General features: G+C 69.9%; 13 protein-coding genes, 1 tRNA gene and 2 pseudogenes. 7 read left to right on the top strand and 9 right to left on the bottom strand.

All coding sequences use genetic code 11. The features are described from left to right. Positions 1-420: pseudogene (locus QZT59_RS05575) on the bottom strand (hypothetical protein); the annotation flags it as partial. Between the two features lie 43 nt (positions 421-463). After that, the gene (locus QZT59_RS05570; protein ID WP_290812550.1) at positions 464-1,000 is read right to left on the bottom strand and encodes a hypothetical protein; all 537 of its coding nucleotides are present in this window, start codon (positions 998-1,000) and stop codon (positions 464-466) included. A 144-nt stretch (positions 1,001-1,144) separates the two neighbouring features. Here QZT59_RS05570 and QZT59_RS05565 point away from each other — a divergent pair, with 144 nt between their 5' ends. From QZT59_RS05565 to QZT59_RS05550, 4 genes are read left to right on the top strand one after another with little or no spacing between them, the layout of a single operon-like run. After that, positions 1,145-2,602 carry an extracellular solute-binding protein gene (locus QZT59_RS05565; RefSeq protein WP_290812548.1) on the top strand — a complete coding sequence of 486 codons (1,458 nt, stop codon included), beginning with the start codon at positions 1,145-1,147 and terminating at the stop codon, positions 2,600-2,602. A 10-nt stretch (positions 2,603-2,612) separates the two neighbouring features. After that, on the top strand, positions 2,613-3,623 hold the full coding sequence (locus tag QZT59_RS05560) for a carbohydrate ABC transporter permease (protein WP_290812546.1): 1,011 nt from the start codon (positions 2,613-2,615) through the stop codon (positions 3,621-3,623). A gap of 1 nt (position 3,624) precedes the next feature. After that, positions 3,625-4,629, top strand: a complete 1,005-nt coding sequence (locus QZT59_RS05555; RefSeq protein ID WP_290812544.1) for a carbohydrate ABC transporter permease — start codon at positions 3,625-3,627, stop codon at positions 4,627-4,629. Between the two features lie 2 nt (positions 4,630-4,631). Beyond that, complete coding sequence (locus QZT59_RS05550) at positions 4,632-5,786, top strand: ABC transporter ATP-binding protein (RefSeq protein ID WP_290812542.1); 1,155 nt, start codon at positions 4,632-4,634, stop codon at positions 5,784-5,786. Positions 5,787-5,902: 116 nt separating this feature from the next. Here the strand turns inward: QZT59_RS05550 and treF are convergent, their stop codons facing one another. Next, positions 5,903-7,462 carry an alpha,alpha-trehalase TreF gene (gene treF, locus QZT59_RS05545; protein ID WP_290812539.1) on the bottom strand — a complete coding sequence of 520 codons (1,560 nt, stop codon included), beginning with the start codon at positions 7,460-7,462 and terminating at the stop codon, positions 5,903-5,905. A 318-nt stretch (positions 7,463-7,780) separates the two neighbouring features. Here treF and QZT59_RS05540 point away from each other — a divergent pair, with 318 nt between their 5' ends. Both QZT59_RS05540 and QZT59_RS05535 read left to right on the top strand, forming a co-directional pair. Next, positions 7,781-8,860: a TrmB family transcriptional regulator gene (locus QZT59_RS05540; RefSeq protein WP_290812536.1), complete on the top strand. Its 1,080-nt coding sequence runs from the start codon at positions 7,781-7,783 to the stop codon at positions 8,858-8,860. A gap of 118 nt (positions 8,861-8,978) precedes the next feature. Next, positions 8,979-9,440, top strand: coding sequence for a hypothetical protein (locus QZT59_RS05535; RefSeq protein WP_290812533.1), 462 nt, complete (start codon positions 8,979-8,981; stop codon positions 9,438-9,440). A 29-nt stretch (positions 9,441-9,469) separates the two neighbouring features. Here the strand turns inward: QZT59_RS05535 and QZT59_RS05530 are convergent, their stop codons facing one another. The 6 genes from QZT59_RS05530 to QZT59_RS05505 all read right to left on the bottom strand — a co-directional run bounded on the left by QZT59_RS05530 (position 9,470) and on the right by QZT59_RS05505 (position 13,696). Then, complete coding sequence (locus QZT59_RS05530) at positions 9,470-9,952, bottom strand: metal-dependent hydrolase (protein WP_290812530.1); 483 nt, start codon at positions 9,950-9,952, stop codon at positions 9,470-9,472. Then, positions 9,945-10,484 (bottom strand): hypothetical protein, encoded by a 540-nt coding sequence (locus tag QZT59_RS05525; RefSeq protein WP_290812527.1) that lies wholly within the window; start codon positions 10,482-10,484, stop codon positions 9,945-9,947. The genes QZT59_RS05530 and QZT59_RS05525 overlap by 8 nt, the downstream gene beginning before the upstream one ends. A 191-nt stretch (positions 10,485-10,675) precedes the next feature. After that, a tRNA-Lys gene (locus QZT59_RS05520) sits at positions 10,676-10,749 on the bottom strand. Positions 10,750-10,776: 27 nt separating this feature from the next. Further along, complete coding sequence (locus QZT59_RS05515) at positions 10,777-11,514, bottom strand: hypothetical protein (RefSeq protein WP_290812524.1); 738 nt, start codon at positions 11,512-11,514, stop codon at positions 10,777-10,779. Positions 11,515-11,598: 84 nt separating this feature from the next. Beyond that, complete coding sequence (locus QZT59_RS05510; protein WP_290812521.1) at positions 11,599-11,727, bottom strand: hypothetical protein; 129 nt, start codon at positions 11,725-11,727, stop codon at positions 11,599-11,601. Between the two features lie 337 nt (positions 11,728-12,064). Further along, positions 12,065-13,696 carry a tryptophan--tRNA ligase gene (locus QZT59_RS05505; protein ID WP_290812518.1) on the bottom strand — a complete coding sequence of 544 codons (1,632 nt, stop codon included), beginning with the start codon at positions 13,694-13,696 and terminating at the stop codon, positions 12,065-12,067. A 239-nt stretch (positions 13,697-13,935) separates the two neighbouring features. Between QZT59_RS05505 and QZT59_RS05500 the strand changes: the two are divergent. Further along, positions 13,936-14,902: pseudogene (locus QZT59_RS05500) on the top strand (hypothetical protein); the annotation flags it as partial.

Below are 14,902 nucleotides of genomic sequence, written 5' to 3'. Positions count from 1 at the left end.
GCGCAGCTCGGCCATCCGCTCGGCGAACCGCGCGCGAAACGCGTCGTCGAGGCGCATCTCGTTGTCCTCGGCCTCGACCGCACCCACCTCGAGCAGCGCCGCGAGCACCGCCTCGCCGTCGGCCCCGTCCGAGAGCGAGTCGGAGTCGGGCCGCTCGTCGCCCCCGACCGGCAGCGCCGACGTCAGCGCCGGCGCGAGGGCCGGAGTTCCGGGGACGACGTAGCCGCGAAGCGCGACGAGCGCGGCGCCGATCGCGAGCGCCGCGGCTGAGGCGAGTGGGTGCAGGAGGGCCAGCGCCGTCGCGGCGATGAGCACGATCGAACCGTTGGCGACCGTGCAGGGCCAGCAGCGGTTCTCGCCGGTGTACTCCGGTCGGCGGACGCGGTCGAGGGCCGCCCGGATCGGTGCGAGCGGGTTCATCGCCCGAGTGAAGGGATCGCCGGTACAAATACGTCCGGGCGGGTCACGCCCGCGCGACGGGGTCCCGCAGCGGCTCGCCGTGGACAAGGCCGTAGACCGTTGGGAACGCTGCGAGCCCGATCGTTTGCGTCGCGCCGCCCAGGAGCGTCGCCCACCACGTGCCGGCGGCGGCGGCCGCCACGGCGACGCCCATCGTCGCCGCGAAGAAGAGGACGCTGAAGTACGTCACCCGCAGCGGGAGCGAGGCGAACTCCCCGCGGCGCGGCCACGGCCCGACGTCGACGGCGCGGGTGCGGAACGCCGCGAGGGCCACGCTCCCGACGGCGAGCGCCTGCAGCCCGGCGAGGGGAGCGGCGTCCGGGTAGACGCCCTGGAGGGTGACGAGCGCGGCGAACGCCGGCGTCGAAAGGATTGTGAGCTCCATCCCCCCGAAGAGAATCTCCTCGGACCAGGCGAGGCGGCCATCGTCGGACCCGCGCCGCCGCGCCGACGGTCGCCGCTCCTCGCCGCTGTGGTCCGGCGTCGGCGTGTCACACCCGTCGGCGTCGCTCCGGTCCGCGCCGCCGTCGTTCGAGTTCATGGTCGTACGGGCGGGAGTACCGCGGTCACCCCTCGGTTTCGCCGAGACCGCCATAAGTCGTTCGTCCGCCCCGGTGACGGGTCAATTGTAACGAAATTGCCTAATGTGAACATTTAACTACGGGGATTATTAACAACACCTGTTATGGTACAATCCAACCGGACCGGAGCGGGCGAGTCGAACGGGATCTCTCGGCGACGCTTCGTCGAGGCGGCGGGAGCGACGGGGGCCGCGGCGACCGTGGCCGGCTGCCTCGGTGGAGACGATGGCGACGGCGGACCGATCCAGCTCTCGGCGGACGCGGACTTCGAGGAGATCTCGGACGACATCCAGGAAGCCCTCCGGGAGGCCGGTCTCGACGAGGACGTGGAGATCGAGGTGTTGCCGGGCGACTTCGAGACGGACTCCCGGTTGGCCGAGTACACGCAGGCGCTGGACGCCGGGCGATCGAGCCCCGACATCTTCATGATGGATTCGGGGTGGACGATGCCGTTCATCTTCCGCGGACAGCTGGTCAACCTGAGCGATGCTCTGTCCGAGGAGACGCTGGAGTACGTCGGGAGCGACTACCTGCCGGCGACGATCGACACGGCGTCCGATCCGGAGACGGGCGACCTGTACGGCCTCCCGCTGTTCCCGGACTACCCCACGATGCAGTACCGGAAGGACCTCGTCGAGGAGGCCGGCTACGACCCCGACGGCGAGAACTGGGCAACCGAGCCGATGTCCTGGCTGGAGTTCGCCGAGATGGCGGCCGACGTCTGGGAGTACCACGGCGGCGAGGACGAGTACGAGTACGCGTTCACGACGCAGGCCGACGCATACGAGGGGCTGGCCTGCTGTACGTTCAACGAGACGATGACGTCGTTCGGCGGCGCGTACTTCGGCGACCACGACAACCTGTTCGGTTCCGTCGGCGACCGGCCGATCACGGTCGACGAGGAGCCGCTGTACGACACGATCCGCATGATGCGGTCGTTCATGTACGGTCCCGACGCCGAGGACGCGGACCCGGACTACCCGCGGCTGGCCAATTCGGACCTCGTCGAGTTCACCGAGGAGGACGCTCGGGAGCCCTTCACCAACGGGGACGCGATCTTCCACCGCAACTGGCCGTACTCGATCGTCATCAACGGCGACGACGAGGAGTGGGGCGAGGACCTCGGCGTGATGCCGCTGCCGTACGGCGTCGAGGAGGGCCAGGGCAACTACGCCGGCACGGGCGGGACGGCGGCCGCCCTCGGCGGCTGGCACCTGACGGTCAACCCGAACTCGGAGCGCCAGGAGGAGGCGCTGCAGGTGCTCGAGGCGTTCGCCAGCGAGAACGTGATGCTGACCCTGTTCGAGCTCAACGGCAACATCCCCCCGGACCCGTCGGTCACCCAGCAGGCCGACGAGGACCTCGTCGGCCCGGTCGGCCGGTATCTCGACACGCTCGCGGTCGCCGGCGAGAACACGGTCCCGCGGCCGGTGACCGACATCTGGCCGGAGCAGTCCGCGATGGTCTACCAGGAGGTTCACGACGCCTACCGGGGCGAGAAGACTCCAGAGGCGGCCATGTCGGACCTGGATGGCCAGCTCGAAGAGAGCGAGCAGGTGTGAGCGCGCGGCGATGGCACCCAATCAGTCGTCGGAGGAGGCCGGCGGTTCCGTGCTCTCTCGGCCGCTGGATCGGATGGAGACGCTGAGCGAAGAGGCGTACGCTTACCTCCTGCTGGTCCCGACGTTCCTGATCCTCGCGGTCGTCGCGTTCTACCCGCTGGTCGAGACGGTGCGCTTCTCGCTGCTCGCCGACGAGACGCGCCGGGCGGATCCGTTCGGCGGGTTCGTCGGCCTCGACAACTACGTCGCCGTGCTGACCGGAGAGGCGCGGATCCCCCGTCAGGTGCTCGACGTGTCGACGACCGGCGCGTTCCCGTTCCTCGAGCTGGGGAGTCCGCTCCTCCGGCAGGCGCTGTTCGTGACGGTCGCGTTCGCGGTCCTGAGCGTTCTGTTCGAGACGCTGCTCGGGTTCGGCCAGGCGCTGGTCATCGACCAGGAGTTCCGGGGTCGGCGCTGGGTGCGCGTCGCGATCATCATCCCGTGGGCGATCCCGATCGTCATCCAGGGGATGATCTTCTTCCTGCTGTTCAACCCGACCGTGGGGTTCGGCGCGGACTTTATGCAGTGGCTCGGCGTGTTCGGCAGCAACCCGCTGGCGAGCAGTCGGGACGGATTCATCATCGTTCTGGTAGCCGATATTTGGAAGACGGCGGCGTTCATGGCGTTGTTGATCCTGGCGGGGTTACAGAGCGTCGACCGCAGCCTGTACGACGTCGCGGAGGTCGCCGGTGCGACGCCGTGGCAGCGGTTCAAGCACATCACCCTGCCGATCGTGCTGCCGGTGCTGCTGGTGGCGATGCTGTTTCGGACGATGGACGCGATGCGCATCTACGGGCTGATCGACGCGACGGTCGGCTGCTCGACGGTGCCGTCGATGACCTGCATGGTGATAATCTCGCTCGATCAGACGCGACGGTGGGCGACGGCTGCGACGATCGCGTTCCTGACCGCGGTCCTCATCGCCCTGTTCGTCGGCGTCTACCTGTGGAAGTTGCGCGACGCGAGGGAGGGGGTGATCTGACGTGGCGACGCGCGACGAGCCGGAACTCGGTCGGATCGACCGGCGAGAGGAGCCGGAGATCGACCGCGGGATCGTCGAGGCGTGGGCGGCCGCCTGGATCCGAAACCCCGAGCGCGCCTACAGGGCGGCGTTTTACACCGCGGCGATCTTCTTCGTGGTCACCACGCTCTTCCCGTTCTACTGGCTGGCGATGGTGGCGCTGACCCCGCGGGGCGAGCTCTCGACCGTCTTCCTCACGCCGGGCGGGTTCGATCCGAGGCTCGTCCTCGAGGGCGACCTGACGATGGGAACGAACCCCGGCGCCTTCGTCGAGGTCTTCACGACGATCCCCTTCCACCGGTACATGTTCAACAGCTTCCTGATCGCGACGGTGACCACCGTCATCGTCCTGGTCATCGCGAGCCTGGCGGGCTACGTCTTCGGCCGGCTCCGGTTCCGGGGGAAGGGGCCGCTCTTGCTGCTGGTGCTCATCGTGTCGTTCTTCCCGCCGGCGTCGTTCTTCGTCCCGCTGAACCGCCTGTTCAACCGGAACGTGGACGTCCTCCGACCGGTGGTGCAGGACGGCTCGCTGTACAACACGCCGTACGCGATGTTCATCCCGTTCTCGGCGCTGTTCCTGCCGCTGTCGATCTTTATCCTGATGACGTTCTACTCGCAGATTCCCGACGGTCTCGAGGACGCCGCCCGCGTCGAGGGGACGACCCGGCTGGGCGCGCTCTTCCGTGTGATCGTCCCGCTGTCTGCGCCGGGGGTCGCGACCGCGGGCGTGCTCACCTTCATCGCCGTCTACAACGAGTACTTCTTCTCCTCGCTGATGACGGACGGGCGCGCCGGGAACTGGGCGCCGATGCTCGAGGGCGTCCTCCGGTTCCAGGGGCAGTACGAGGTGCTGTACAACCTGATGGCTGCAGCCAGCGTCGTCGCCGTCTTACCGGTGGCGATCCTGGTGATCGTGGCCCAGGAGAAGATCGTCAGCGGCCTCACCGCGGGAGCGGTAAAGGAGTAACCATGGCACGAGTTAGACTCGAGGAGATCACGAAACGGTATGGCGAGGTAACGGCGGTCGACGACATGAACCTGGCAATCGAGGACGGCGAGTTCGTCACCTTCGTCGGTCCCTCGGGCTGTGGGAAGTCGACGACGATGGAGACGATCGCCGGGCTTACGATGCCCACCGAAGGCCGTGTGGTCATCGGCGATCGCGACGTGACGAACGCCCCACCGAAGGACCGGGGCGTCTCGATGGTCTTCCAGAACATCGCGCTGTTCCCGCACATGGACGTCTACGACAACATCTCGTTCGGCCTCCGCCTGCGCAAGTACGAGCAGGTGGAGATCGACCGGCGCGTCGAGCGCGCCGCCGAGATCGTCCAGCTCGAAGGGATGATGGACCGGATGCCCGACGAGATGTCCGGGGGCCAGCGCCAACGCGTCGCGATCGCGCGCGCGATCGTGCGCAACCCGGACGTCTTCCTGATGGACGAACCGCTCGCGAACCTCGACGCCAAACTCCGCGTCCACATGCGGACGGAGCTCCAGCGCCTGCACAAGGAGCTGGACACGACCATCGTCTACGTCACCCACGATCAGGCGGAGGCGATGACGATGTCGGACCGGATCGCGGTGATGAACGCGGGCGAGCTCCAGCAGATCGCGCCGCCGCTCGAGTGCTACAACGAGCCGGCCAACCTGTTCGTCGCCGGCTTCATCGGCTCGCCGGGCATGAACTTCTTGTCCGGGCGGGTGACCGACGCGGGCTTCGAGTCCACGCACGCGAGCCTGGAGCTGGATCCGGAGAGCCACGGCGTCGAGCCGGACCAGGCCGTCACCCTCGGCGTTCGCCCGGAGGACGTCCATCTCGCGCGCAACCGGGACCAGGCGGACGCTCCCTCTCGGACGCTCACGATGGTCGCCGACGTGCTCGAACCGATGGGCGACGAGATCTTCGTCTACCTGCTGTTCGACGAGGACGTGGAGACGAGCGCCGAGGGTCGCGGCGAGGGCCAGCTGCTCATGAGCGTGGTCCCGGACGCGGACGTCGCCGAGGACGGGCGCGTCGATGTCGTCCTGGACCGCTCGAAGGTCCATCTCTTCGACGGCGAGACGGGCGACGCGATCTGCCACGGGCTGACGCAGGCGCCGGCGCGATCGGAAGCGGAGTGATCGCGGAGGACTCCGGGCACGACGACCGGATCCGGGGCCGCGATCCCCGATCGTGCTCGGGCTGGTCGATCGCGCCCGCGTCGTCGTCGGCTGCGTTCACACCGTCACCGACAGACTCACTCCCGGACGAACGGCCGATCAAGGAGCGGCCGCTCCCGTCCGAGCAGGCGCGCGAGCGCTACTGCGACCCCGTTCGTCCACCCGAAGCCGTCCTGCAGCGGGTACTCCCCACCGCCGCCGGTCCCCGCGGCGCTCGTCACGTCGTACTTCTCGACCAGCCGACCCTCGGCCTCGAAGACGGCCCGGTTCAGGGCGAGCCACCGCTGGGCGATCTCGCGGGCCAGTTCGTCGAATCCGTAGCGCCGGAGGCCGACGACGGCCATCCAGTGCAGGGGTGCCCACCCGTTGGGCGCGTCCCACTGCTGGCCCGACCGGGTCAGCGTCGTCAGGAGGCCGCCGGCCTCGAGGAACCGCCGCTCGAGGACGTCCGCGACCGACGCGGCTCGCTCCTCGGAACTCGCGCCGAAGAACAGGGGCGCGACCGCCGCCAGCGACCACGTTTCCGTCGGTCGCTCCGACGGGACGTGGTAGTCCGCGTAGAACCCGCGAGCCGAGTCCCAGCAGCACCGGTCGATCGCCTCGGCGCGCTCGGCCGCCGCGCGCCGGTAGCGCCGGGCCTTCTCCCGCTCGCCGGCGCGACCGAACCAGTCCGCCAGCCGCCACTCGAGGCCGTAGAGGGCCGCGTTGAGGTCAACGGGGACGATCTTCGTCGTTTCGACGGAGGCGAGGTCGTCCGGATCGGCGAGCCACCGGCTGCTGAAATCCCACCCGGACTCGCAGGCGGAGCGGAGATCTCGGTACAGCGCGGGCCGCTCCGCCGGCGTGACGGCCGCCGCCGTTTCCCGATCCTCGCGGTAGGACTCGGGCCGCGGCCCGCCGCGATCGTCCCAGTACCGGTTCAGCACTCGCCCGTCGTCGAGCCGGACGACCCGACGGTGCGCCGGGCGAGCCGGCGAGACCTGATCGCGGCCGTCCATCCAGAACGCGTGCTCGGCCTCAAGTGCGGGCAAGTGCCGCGAGACGGCGTCGGCGCCGCGGTGGCGATCAAGCACGTCGACGACCCCGGCGTACAGCGACAGCTGCGAGCGGCCGGCGTAGTACGTCCGGTTCCCGTTCGGGACGAAGCCGAACCGCTCGACGAGGCTCGCGAAGTTGTCGGCGACGGCCGCCACCGCGTCGAGTCGCCCGCTCGCCGCCAGCCCCTCCGCGACGAAGTAACTGTCCCAGTAGTAGGCCTCCCTGAAGCGTCCGCCCGGTACGGGGTGCGGTTCGGGGAGCGGGATCAGCGTGTCGAACTCGCCCCGCGGCGTCTGCTCCCGGAGCAGCCGCGACCAGAGGCGGTCGACGTGGGCCGTCATCGAGCGATCACGGCCGCCGTCGCTCTCGCCAGCCGCGGCCGCGGCCGGCGGCACGTCGAAGTGCGCCTCGACGAACGCCCGGAGGTCGAACCCCGCGTCGTCGCGGCGGGCCGCGAACCGACGCCGGATGCGGTCGGGACTCGTCGTCGGCACGGCGTCGACGAACTGCTTCGAATCGTCGAAGACGCCGCCCCGCTGGACGGCATCGAAGAGCTCGCCGCCGAGGAACGGATTCCCCGCGGCATCGTGCCGGATCATACGACCGCGCTCCATCGGCCCGCGACCGCCCGGGCCGTCCCGCCTTCGGGGTCGTGGGGTGCAGGTAGCTCGCGAGCCGTCGCTGCGGCGAACGTTCCCGATCGAGTGACTGTCATAGAATGTTTACTATACCCGTTAAAATAATATTTCCGACTCCCTCGATGGCGTTGCGACCCGGCGCGGCACCCCTCCCGCAGTCCGGGGACCATCGGGACGACGGAGAACGAGGTCCGCGCGGCCACTTCGGCCGCACCGCGCTCGGCGCAACCCGGACGCGACGAGCATTTACGTAACGCGCCTGTCTCTCTCGAAATAGCGATGGACGATAACGATCTCACGAACGCCCTGGAACACGCCGGCCTCTCCCCCTACCAGGCGGACGCCCTCGTCGCCCTGGTCGACGTCGGAGCCGCCTCGGCCGCGGAGATCGCGGACCGAAGCGGCGTCCCGGCGCCCCGAATCTACGACGTGCTCCGCGACCTCGAGGAGAAGGGGTACGTCGAGGTCTACGAGCAGGGGAGCCTGCACGCCCGGGTACGCGACCCTTCGAGCGTCACGGAGGACCTCGAGTCGCGGGCCTCCCGGTTCTCTCGGGCGGCGGAGACGATCGAAGAACGGTGGGCCGAACCGACGATGGACGACTACGCCGTCAGCGTCGTCCACCGATTCGAGACCGTACTCGATCGGGCGGCGACGGAGATCGAAGGCGCGACCAACCAGGTACAGCTGTGCGCGAACGAGTCCCAGTTCGAGGCGCTTGCGCCGCACCTCCGGGCCGCCCGCGACCGGGGCGCATTCGTGAAGTTGTGCTACACCGACGAGTCCGTTGACGCGACGGCGCCGCCGACCGACCGCTTCGAGGAGACCTGCACCGAGGTCCGGTTCCGGACGCTGCCATCGCCGTTCGTCGCCATCGTCGACCGTCGGACGGTCTGTTTCGCGCCCCACGAGCGCTCGGTCAACGAGTACGGGATCATCGTCGACGAGCGGACCCACGCCTACGTCTTTCACACCTTCTTCAAATCGTCGCTGTGGAACGAGTGGGAGACGATCCACTCCGAGCGGCGCGACGACCTCCCGCGGACGTACGTCGACGTCCGCGCCTGCGTCCGCGACCTCGAGGCGCTCCTGGCTGACGGCGCGACCGTCCGCGCGACCGTGGTCGGCGAGTCGGTGGAGACCGGCGAGCCGGTCGAACTTTCGGGGGAGGTCGTCGAGACGACGTACCAGACGGGACCGACCGCGGAGGGGCTCCCGCGGCGCTCGCTGCTCGGCGGCGTCGTGAACCTCGTGATCGACGACGGCGAGCAGCGCCACACCGCGGGGGGCTGGGGCGCCGTTCTCGAGGACGTCGAGGCGCTGCGCGTGATCGTCACCGACGTCGAGTACTCCGCCTGAACGACGACCGCCCCCGTCGGGGAGTTTCCGTACTCTAGAAAAACATTCACTCGGATCGGAGTATGGTTCCGCCAGAGAATCCGAAGGCGTATAGGTGGGCCGTTCCAGGCACGATTGTATGACGAACCCGCTCCCCCGTCGTCGGCTGATCCAGGTCGGCGGCGCCGGAACCGCCGCGTCACTGGCCGGCTGCCTGTCCACGTTCGGCAGCGACGACGACACGAACGACGCCGAAAACGCGGCGCTGACCGACGACGAACCGACCGTCGCCCTCGCGGTGAACGTCGACGAGGAGGAATTCGAGCAGATCCAGGCGGACGTCTTCGAGCGCGTCGAGGACGGCGACATCGATCAAGGGGAAGCGCAGGCCGAAATGGAGGAGGCCCAGACGGAACTGATCGGCGACGCGGTGGCGGCGTTCGAGAGTCGCGCCGAGGAGACGGACGGACTGGCCGTCGCCGACGTGGCCGGCGAGATCGGCCTGGCGCTCGTGGAAGGCGAGACGAGCGCGCTGATCGAAGCGCTCGCCTTCGACGAGGTGGCGGCGCTGCTACCGCCCGACGAGTTCGAAACCGCGTAAGGCTCTCGCGATCGCGATTCTCGCGCGTTTCACCGCCGATACCGGAGGTACCACGCCGCCGCCGCGGCGACGCCGGCGACGGCCGCCGGCCACCGATCGCTGCTCAGGTACAGCCCCGGCGTCGGCGGGTGGTACGCCGAGAGCGGCCAGAGCACCGGGTACGTGTGTCCCGTCGGATTCGTCACCAGCAGGTCGAGGGCGTGGTGGGACGCCATCCCGAGGAGCGCCATCGCCGCCACCCCGCGGCGGTACTCGCGCGGAACGCACAGCACCCCGATCGCGACGACGAGCAGCGAACCGCCCAGCGTGTGGAACGCGGTCCACGAGATGGGGATCCCGACGGCGGGCTCGACGAGCTCCGGGGGGACGACGAGTTCGAGGCGGTTGAGATCCGGGATCATCGCTCCGGCCATGGCGGCGGTGACGTGCGCCGGTGAGATCCACTCGTAGCGAATCGACGCCAGCGTCGCGAGGACGTAGGCGACCAGCACGTGGGTGAGCAGGTCAGCCATCGCGATCACCGCCGTCGGCGGTCGCCATCGAACGTCCGTCCCCGGCGGTCGACGACGCCGAGTCCGGCCGGGGAACGAAGCCGAGGCGGTTCGCGTCGAACCGCCACTGCCTGGCGGTCCGAGCCGCCACCCACAGGGCGGCGAGGATCGAGATTCCGTACATGTACTGGCGCTCCCAGCCGTCGATCACGACCGCGTCGTCCACCACGAGTTCGTAGTCCGGCCGGGCCGTCGCGTAGACGCGAACGTACTGCCCCTCCTCGACGGCGGGCGGGTTCCGGAGCTCGTAACGACTCGTCCCGTGGGCGTGATCGACCTCCAGTACCGCCGGATCGGACGCGACGATCGTGCCGCCGACGGCGACTCGATCGCCGACGTGGGCGTCGTATTCCCCTCCCAGGTCGTCTCCGTCGGGGTAGTGATTGCGCTCGGGGTCGGGTTCTACCGTCGCGAACCAGACGAAGAGCCCCACCAGCGCGCAGAGCGCGACGACGAGGAGGGCGAACCTGAGCGTCCGTGGGCGATCGACCATCGGATGATTCGAGTCCGGCACGGGCGTAAAGCGTTACGACCCGCTCTGGTCGCGGGCGGACGCGGTATCCCGTCCGGAGACGCCGGGCCGACGCCGGCTCGGACGGCCGCTCGTGCCGTTCGGTCCGGGGACTCCCTGCGATTCAAATCGCTCGTGGTCGCTCCGCTCCTCGCGGATTGCTCGGCGCGTAGCGGGCCGGGCGCGATTTGAACACGCGACCGTCTGGTTAAAAGCCAGACGCTCTGCCGGACTGAGCTACCGGCCCTCGGCTCGTACTTCCCGCAGGCCGCGGTTAAGCGTTTCTGTCCTCGGTCTCGAAGTGCGCGGCCAGTGCGTCGGCGACGATCTCTCCCGGGGGGACGTCCTCGATCGCGGCCTCCCGGCGGAGGTCCCGGTAGGCGTCCGCCGGGAGGCGAAGCTCCATCCGGCCGAGCTGGATTCCTTCCTCGGCGAGGGCCGCGCCGACGGGGACGCCGTCGTTGACCGCGCTCGCGACGCTCCGGACTTGCCGGACCGTCAGGTCGCCGTCGAGGATCGCCCAGGCGAGCAGGAGGCGGTCCTCGCCGCCGACCCGGGCGACGTGCTTCGCGGCCGTGGGCGCGATCGCGCCGGTGGCGACCTGGCGACGGACCGACCGCGGCAGGTCGTGAACCCGGGCCCACTTGCGGATGAACGAGACCGTCGCCTCGCCGCCGGCGCGCTCGGCCGCCGCCTTGTAGGAGCCGACGCCGCGGACGAGGGCGGCGCACGCGGCGGCGCCGCGAAGCATGTAGAGGTTGTCCGCGTCGACGCTCCCGTCGGCGAACTCGCGGACGGTCTCGGCAGCGGCGGCGAGGCTCTCCGGGTCGTCGGGATCGAACTGGACGGCCCGGCGCGCGCGTTCGCCGGTGACCGCGGCGTCGCCGCGGATCACCGGGGCGCCCACCGGCGACTCGCGGTCGGTCGGGATCGGCGGCTCGCGGTCGTCGGCGGACGATCCCCTCCGGCCGCCGCGCCCGCCGTCTCGCTCCCCGCCGCTCCGCTCGGTCATGGCTCGGTAGTTCGCGCTACGGTGGCAAAAGCCCACGCCCCGCGGCGGGACTCGCCCCGCTCCGGCGGACCTCTCGGCGCCACGCTACTCTTCCCGCCGCTCGGCGAGGTGCTCCCAGATCTCGGTGCAGCCGGCGCCGGCGGGGACCCCCTCCAGGTGGTCGTCGACTCGTGCCTCCTCGCACCCGTCGACGGACCCCTCCGCGTCGGTCATCGCGATCCCTCCGACGCGTACAGCTCCGGGGCGACGTCGGCGGACGCGTGCTGGCGTCGTCGATCCTCGTCTACGTGGGGTTCGGCCATGACCGCTCGTTGGCGCGAGGATGTATTAAGCGCCTGCACGGCCGCAAAGGATACCCGGGCTCACGCCTGGAGGCGATTCTCTCCGCTACCTCGGTCGGCGGGCGACTCCGCCGCCCGTCGCGCTGGCCCGTTCGACTTCGGGTGCGGCGATCGCCTCCCCGCATCCGCCCGCCCCTGGCAAATACCTCCGGCAGTCGCGACTCGGCGGTGTCCGTGGCTCGGCTGCCGGCCGGCGACCGGCCGGTTTCTCACCCCCGTCGCGGCGACTCCAGCTCGATGTCCGCGGCGTCGAGCAGGTCCGCGACCTCCTCGCGCTTCTCCTGGTGGTCCGCCAGAAACTCCTTCATGAGCCGGGCGGCTTGCTCTTTACAGTCGCCACAGAGGCGGTCGCCGCCGACGCACTCGTCGTAGACCCGCTTTGCGAACTCGTCGTCGTCGCCGGCCAGCAGGTACGCGTACAGCTCGTAGACGGGACACTCGTCGGCGCGGCCGCCGAGTTCGCGCTGCTTCTCGGCCGTCTCGCGCCCGCCGGTCGTCGCCGACTTCACCTTCTCGTAGCCCTCCTCGGGATCGTCGAGCAGCGAGATGTGGCTCGCCGGGATCGACGAGGACATCTTGCCGCCGGTGAGACCGGTCATGAACCGGTGATAGATCGACGACGGCGCCAGGAAGCCGTAGCCGCCGCGGTCGACCTCGACCTCGCGGGCGAGCTCGTCGGCCGTCTCGCGATCGAGGTCGAATGCGTCGACGTGCTCCTCGAAGACGCGCTTTTCGCCCTCGATCGCGTCGATCAGCGCCTCGAAGGCCTCGTCGGTCGCCCGCCGATCGAGGAATCTGGTGCGGGGTCGAAGCGGTTCCATCCCCGCGTTCTCGAGCTTGGTGATCGCCGATTCCACGTCGGGATCGGACGCGTCGCGCTCCTCGCGGAGCCACTCGGCGGCCTCTCCGCAGCGGGGCTGGTCGGGATCCTCGGCGTACGCCTCCCGGGACTCGTAGGCGTCGCCGACGTGTTCGAGTTCGGCCTCGGTGGCCTCGAAGCTCGCGTAGGCGGTCGTCACGCCGAACGTTCGCATCCGCGAGGCGAGGTCGCGGGCCAGCCGGACGTGCGGGTCCTGGTCCGGCCCCACGGGGATCACGGTCGGCTTCGGCCGCTCGAGCTGCGGGTAGAGGATGTCGGCCATCTGCGTGACGACCGACTGCATGTGCGAGACGTCGGTTTCGCCGTCGAAGCCGTAGATCGACCCGAGCTCGGAGACGTTGGCCTCGATACCCAGCTCGAAGGCGAGGTCCTGGACCTCGCGATTCGTCGACTGGCGGTAGAGGGTCCCTTCCTCGGGGTCGAACCCGAGCGCGAGCAGCGAGAGGAGGTAGTTCCGACCGTGTTCGTCGATCTCCTCCCACGAGAGCCCGCGCGCCGAGTGCGCCTCGAGGTCGGCGATCAGCGCGTAGGCGTCGGCGCCGCGCTCCTGGTGCCAGATGATCTCGTCGAAGACGAGCTTGTGGCCGATGTGCGGGTCGCCGGTGGGCATGAAGCCGGAGAGGACCGCCGCGTCCTCGCCCTCGCGGAGCGCCTCGGCGACGGGTCGGTAGTCGCGGTGGCCGAAGATCACGCCCCGGCGCATCAGGTAGTGGGGCTCGGGAACCTCTGCGAGGACCTCGTCGAACTCCTCGATGCCGAATTCGGCGAACAGCTTCCGGTAGTCGGAGACGGTCGAGGAGCCCCACGGGTCGAGCGCGACGTCGTCCGCGCCGGCCGCGGCGCCCCCGTCGGATCGGGGTTCCGACGAGGCTCGCGAACCGGTGGTTCGCTCACCGCCGTCCGTCGCCGGCTCCTCCCCGCCGTCACGACCTGCGTCCTCGCACGTCTCGTTCCCGGTCATTAACTCGCCTTCGGGCGCCGTCGCGCAAAAAACCCTTCGTGTTGCCGGGTTCGGGCGACTCCTGGCGCTGGACGGCGGGTGTTCCGGCGGTCACGGACGCCGGACCCCGATCACATCCCGGTCCGCTTGCCGGCTCGGCGGAGATGCGTGCAGAAAAGATTTATAGGACCGATATCATTTCACGAGCGAAACCGAATCGACCGCCGCCCGCCCTCCCCGGACCGCCCACGCGAACGATCATGCCCGCCCGCCCCCTCCCCTCCCTCGACCGCGATCGCCTGCGAGATGCCCTGGACCGTCGCCTCGGCGTCGACGCGCGAGCGCTCGCCGCGTTTCGCGCGTTGCTCGGACTGACGCTGCTGTTCGACGTCCTCCACCGCTCGCGGGACCTGCGAACGTTCTACACCGACGACGGCGCCTACCCGCGCGAGCTCCGGTTCGCGGAGTCGACCTGGGCCGCCGAGTACTCGCTGCACGCCCTCTCGGGGGACGCGTGGTTCCAGGTCGTCCTCTTCGCGATCGCGGCGGCGCTCGCGGTCGCGCTCGCGGTGGGCTACCGACCGCAGCTCGCGGCCCTGCTGGCGGCCGGGCTCGTGATCTCGCTGCACTGGCGGAACCCGCACGTCCTCAACGCCGGCGACCGGCTGCTGCGGGACCTCCTGCTGCTGGCGGTCTTCCTCCCGCTCGCCGAACGGTGGGCGCTCCGCTCGCGGCGCTCGGAGCGCGACCTCGTCGCGACGCCGGCGACGGCGGCGATCCTCGGCTACCTGATCGCGATCTTCGCCAGCAACGCCGCCCAGAAGCGACGCGGCGACAGCTGGCCGACCGGCGAGGCCCTCGACTACGCTCTCCGACAGGATCACGTGACGATCCTGCTGGGGAACCGCCTCGCCGACTACCCGATCCTGCTGGAACTCGGTACCTACGGCTGGTACGGCCTGCTGCTCTCGTCGCCGCTGCTCCTGCTCACCGCGGGGTGGGCGCGGACCGTCCACGTCCTCGCGTTTCTCGGCGCCGTCGTCGGCCTCGGACTGTCCGTCGCCGTCGGCCTCTTCCCGCCGCTGCTTTTCGCCGCGCTGGTCCTGTTCCTGCCCGCGACGTTCTGGGACGCGTCCGGACGCGCCGGCGCCGCCCTCCGCAGGCGAGCCGCCGCGAGCCGATCCGCGCTCCCCGAACGGAACCCTGAGGCCCGCCGGCTCGCGCTCG

Source organism: Halovivax sp. (genome assembly GCA_007119345.1).
Lineage (GTDB): Archaea > Halobacteriota > Halobacteria > Halobacteriales > Natrialbaceae > Halovivax.
This window is presented reverse-complemented; position numbering and strand designations above follow the sequence as displayed.

Coding starts and splice junctions, on each gene's coding strand:
- QZT59_RS05570 (WP_290812550.1), bottom strand. CDS start 1,000: ATGAACTCGAACGACGGCGGCGCGGACCGGAGCGACGCCGACGGGTGT.
- QZT59_RS05565 (WP_290812548.1), top strand. CDS start 1,145: ATGGTACAATCCAACCGGACCGGAGCGGGCGAGTCGAACGGGATCTCT.
- QZT59_RS05560 (WP_290812546.1), top strand. CDS start 2,613: ATGGCACCCAATCAGTCGTCGGAGGAGGCCGGCGGTTCCGTGCTCTCT.
- QZT59_RS05550 (WP_290812542.1), top strand. CDS start 4,632: ATGGCACGAGTTAGACTCGAGGAGATCACGAAACGGTATGGCGAGGTA.
- treF (WP_290812539.1), bottom strand. CDS start 7,462: ATGATCCGGCACGATGCCGCGGGGAATCCGTTCCTCGGCGGCGAGCTC.
- QZT59_RS05540 (WP_290812536.1), top strand. CDS start 7,781: ATGGACGATAACGATCTCACGAACGCCCTGGAACACGCCGGCCTCTCC.
- QZT59_RS05535 (WP_290812533.1), top strand. CDS start 8,979: ATGACGAACCCGCTCCCCCGTCGTCGGCTGATCCAGGTCGGCGGCGCC.
- QZT59_RS05530 (WP_290812530.1), bottom strand. CDS start 9,952: ATGGCTGACCTGCTCACCCACGTGCTGGTCGCCTACGTCCTCGCGACG.
- QZT59_RS05525 (WP_290812527.1), bottom strand. CDS start 10,484: ATGGTCGATCGCCCACGGACGCTCAGGTTCGCCCTCCTCGTCGTCGCG.
- QZT59_RS05515 (WP_290812524.1), bottom strand. CDS start 11,514: ATGACCGAGCGGAGCGGCGGGGAGCGAGACGGCGGGCGCGGCGGCCGG.
- QZT59_RS05510 (WP_290812521.1), bottom strand. CDS start 11,727: ATGACCGACGCGGAGGGGTCCGTCGACGGGTGCGAGGAGGCACGAGTC.
- QZT59_RS05505 (WP_290812518.1), bottom strand. CDS start 13,696: ATGACCGGGAACGAGACGTGCGAGGACGCAGGTCGTGACGGCGGGGAG.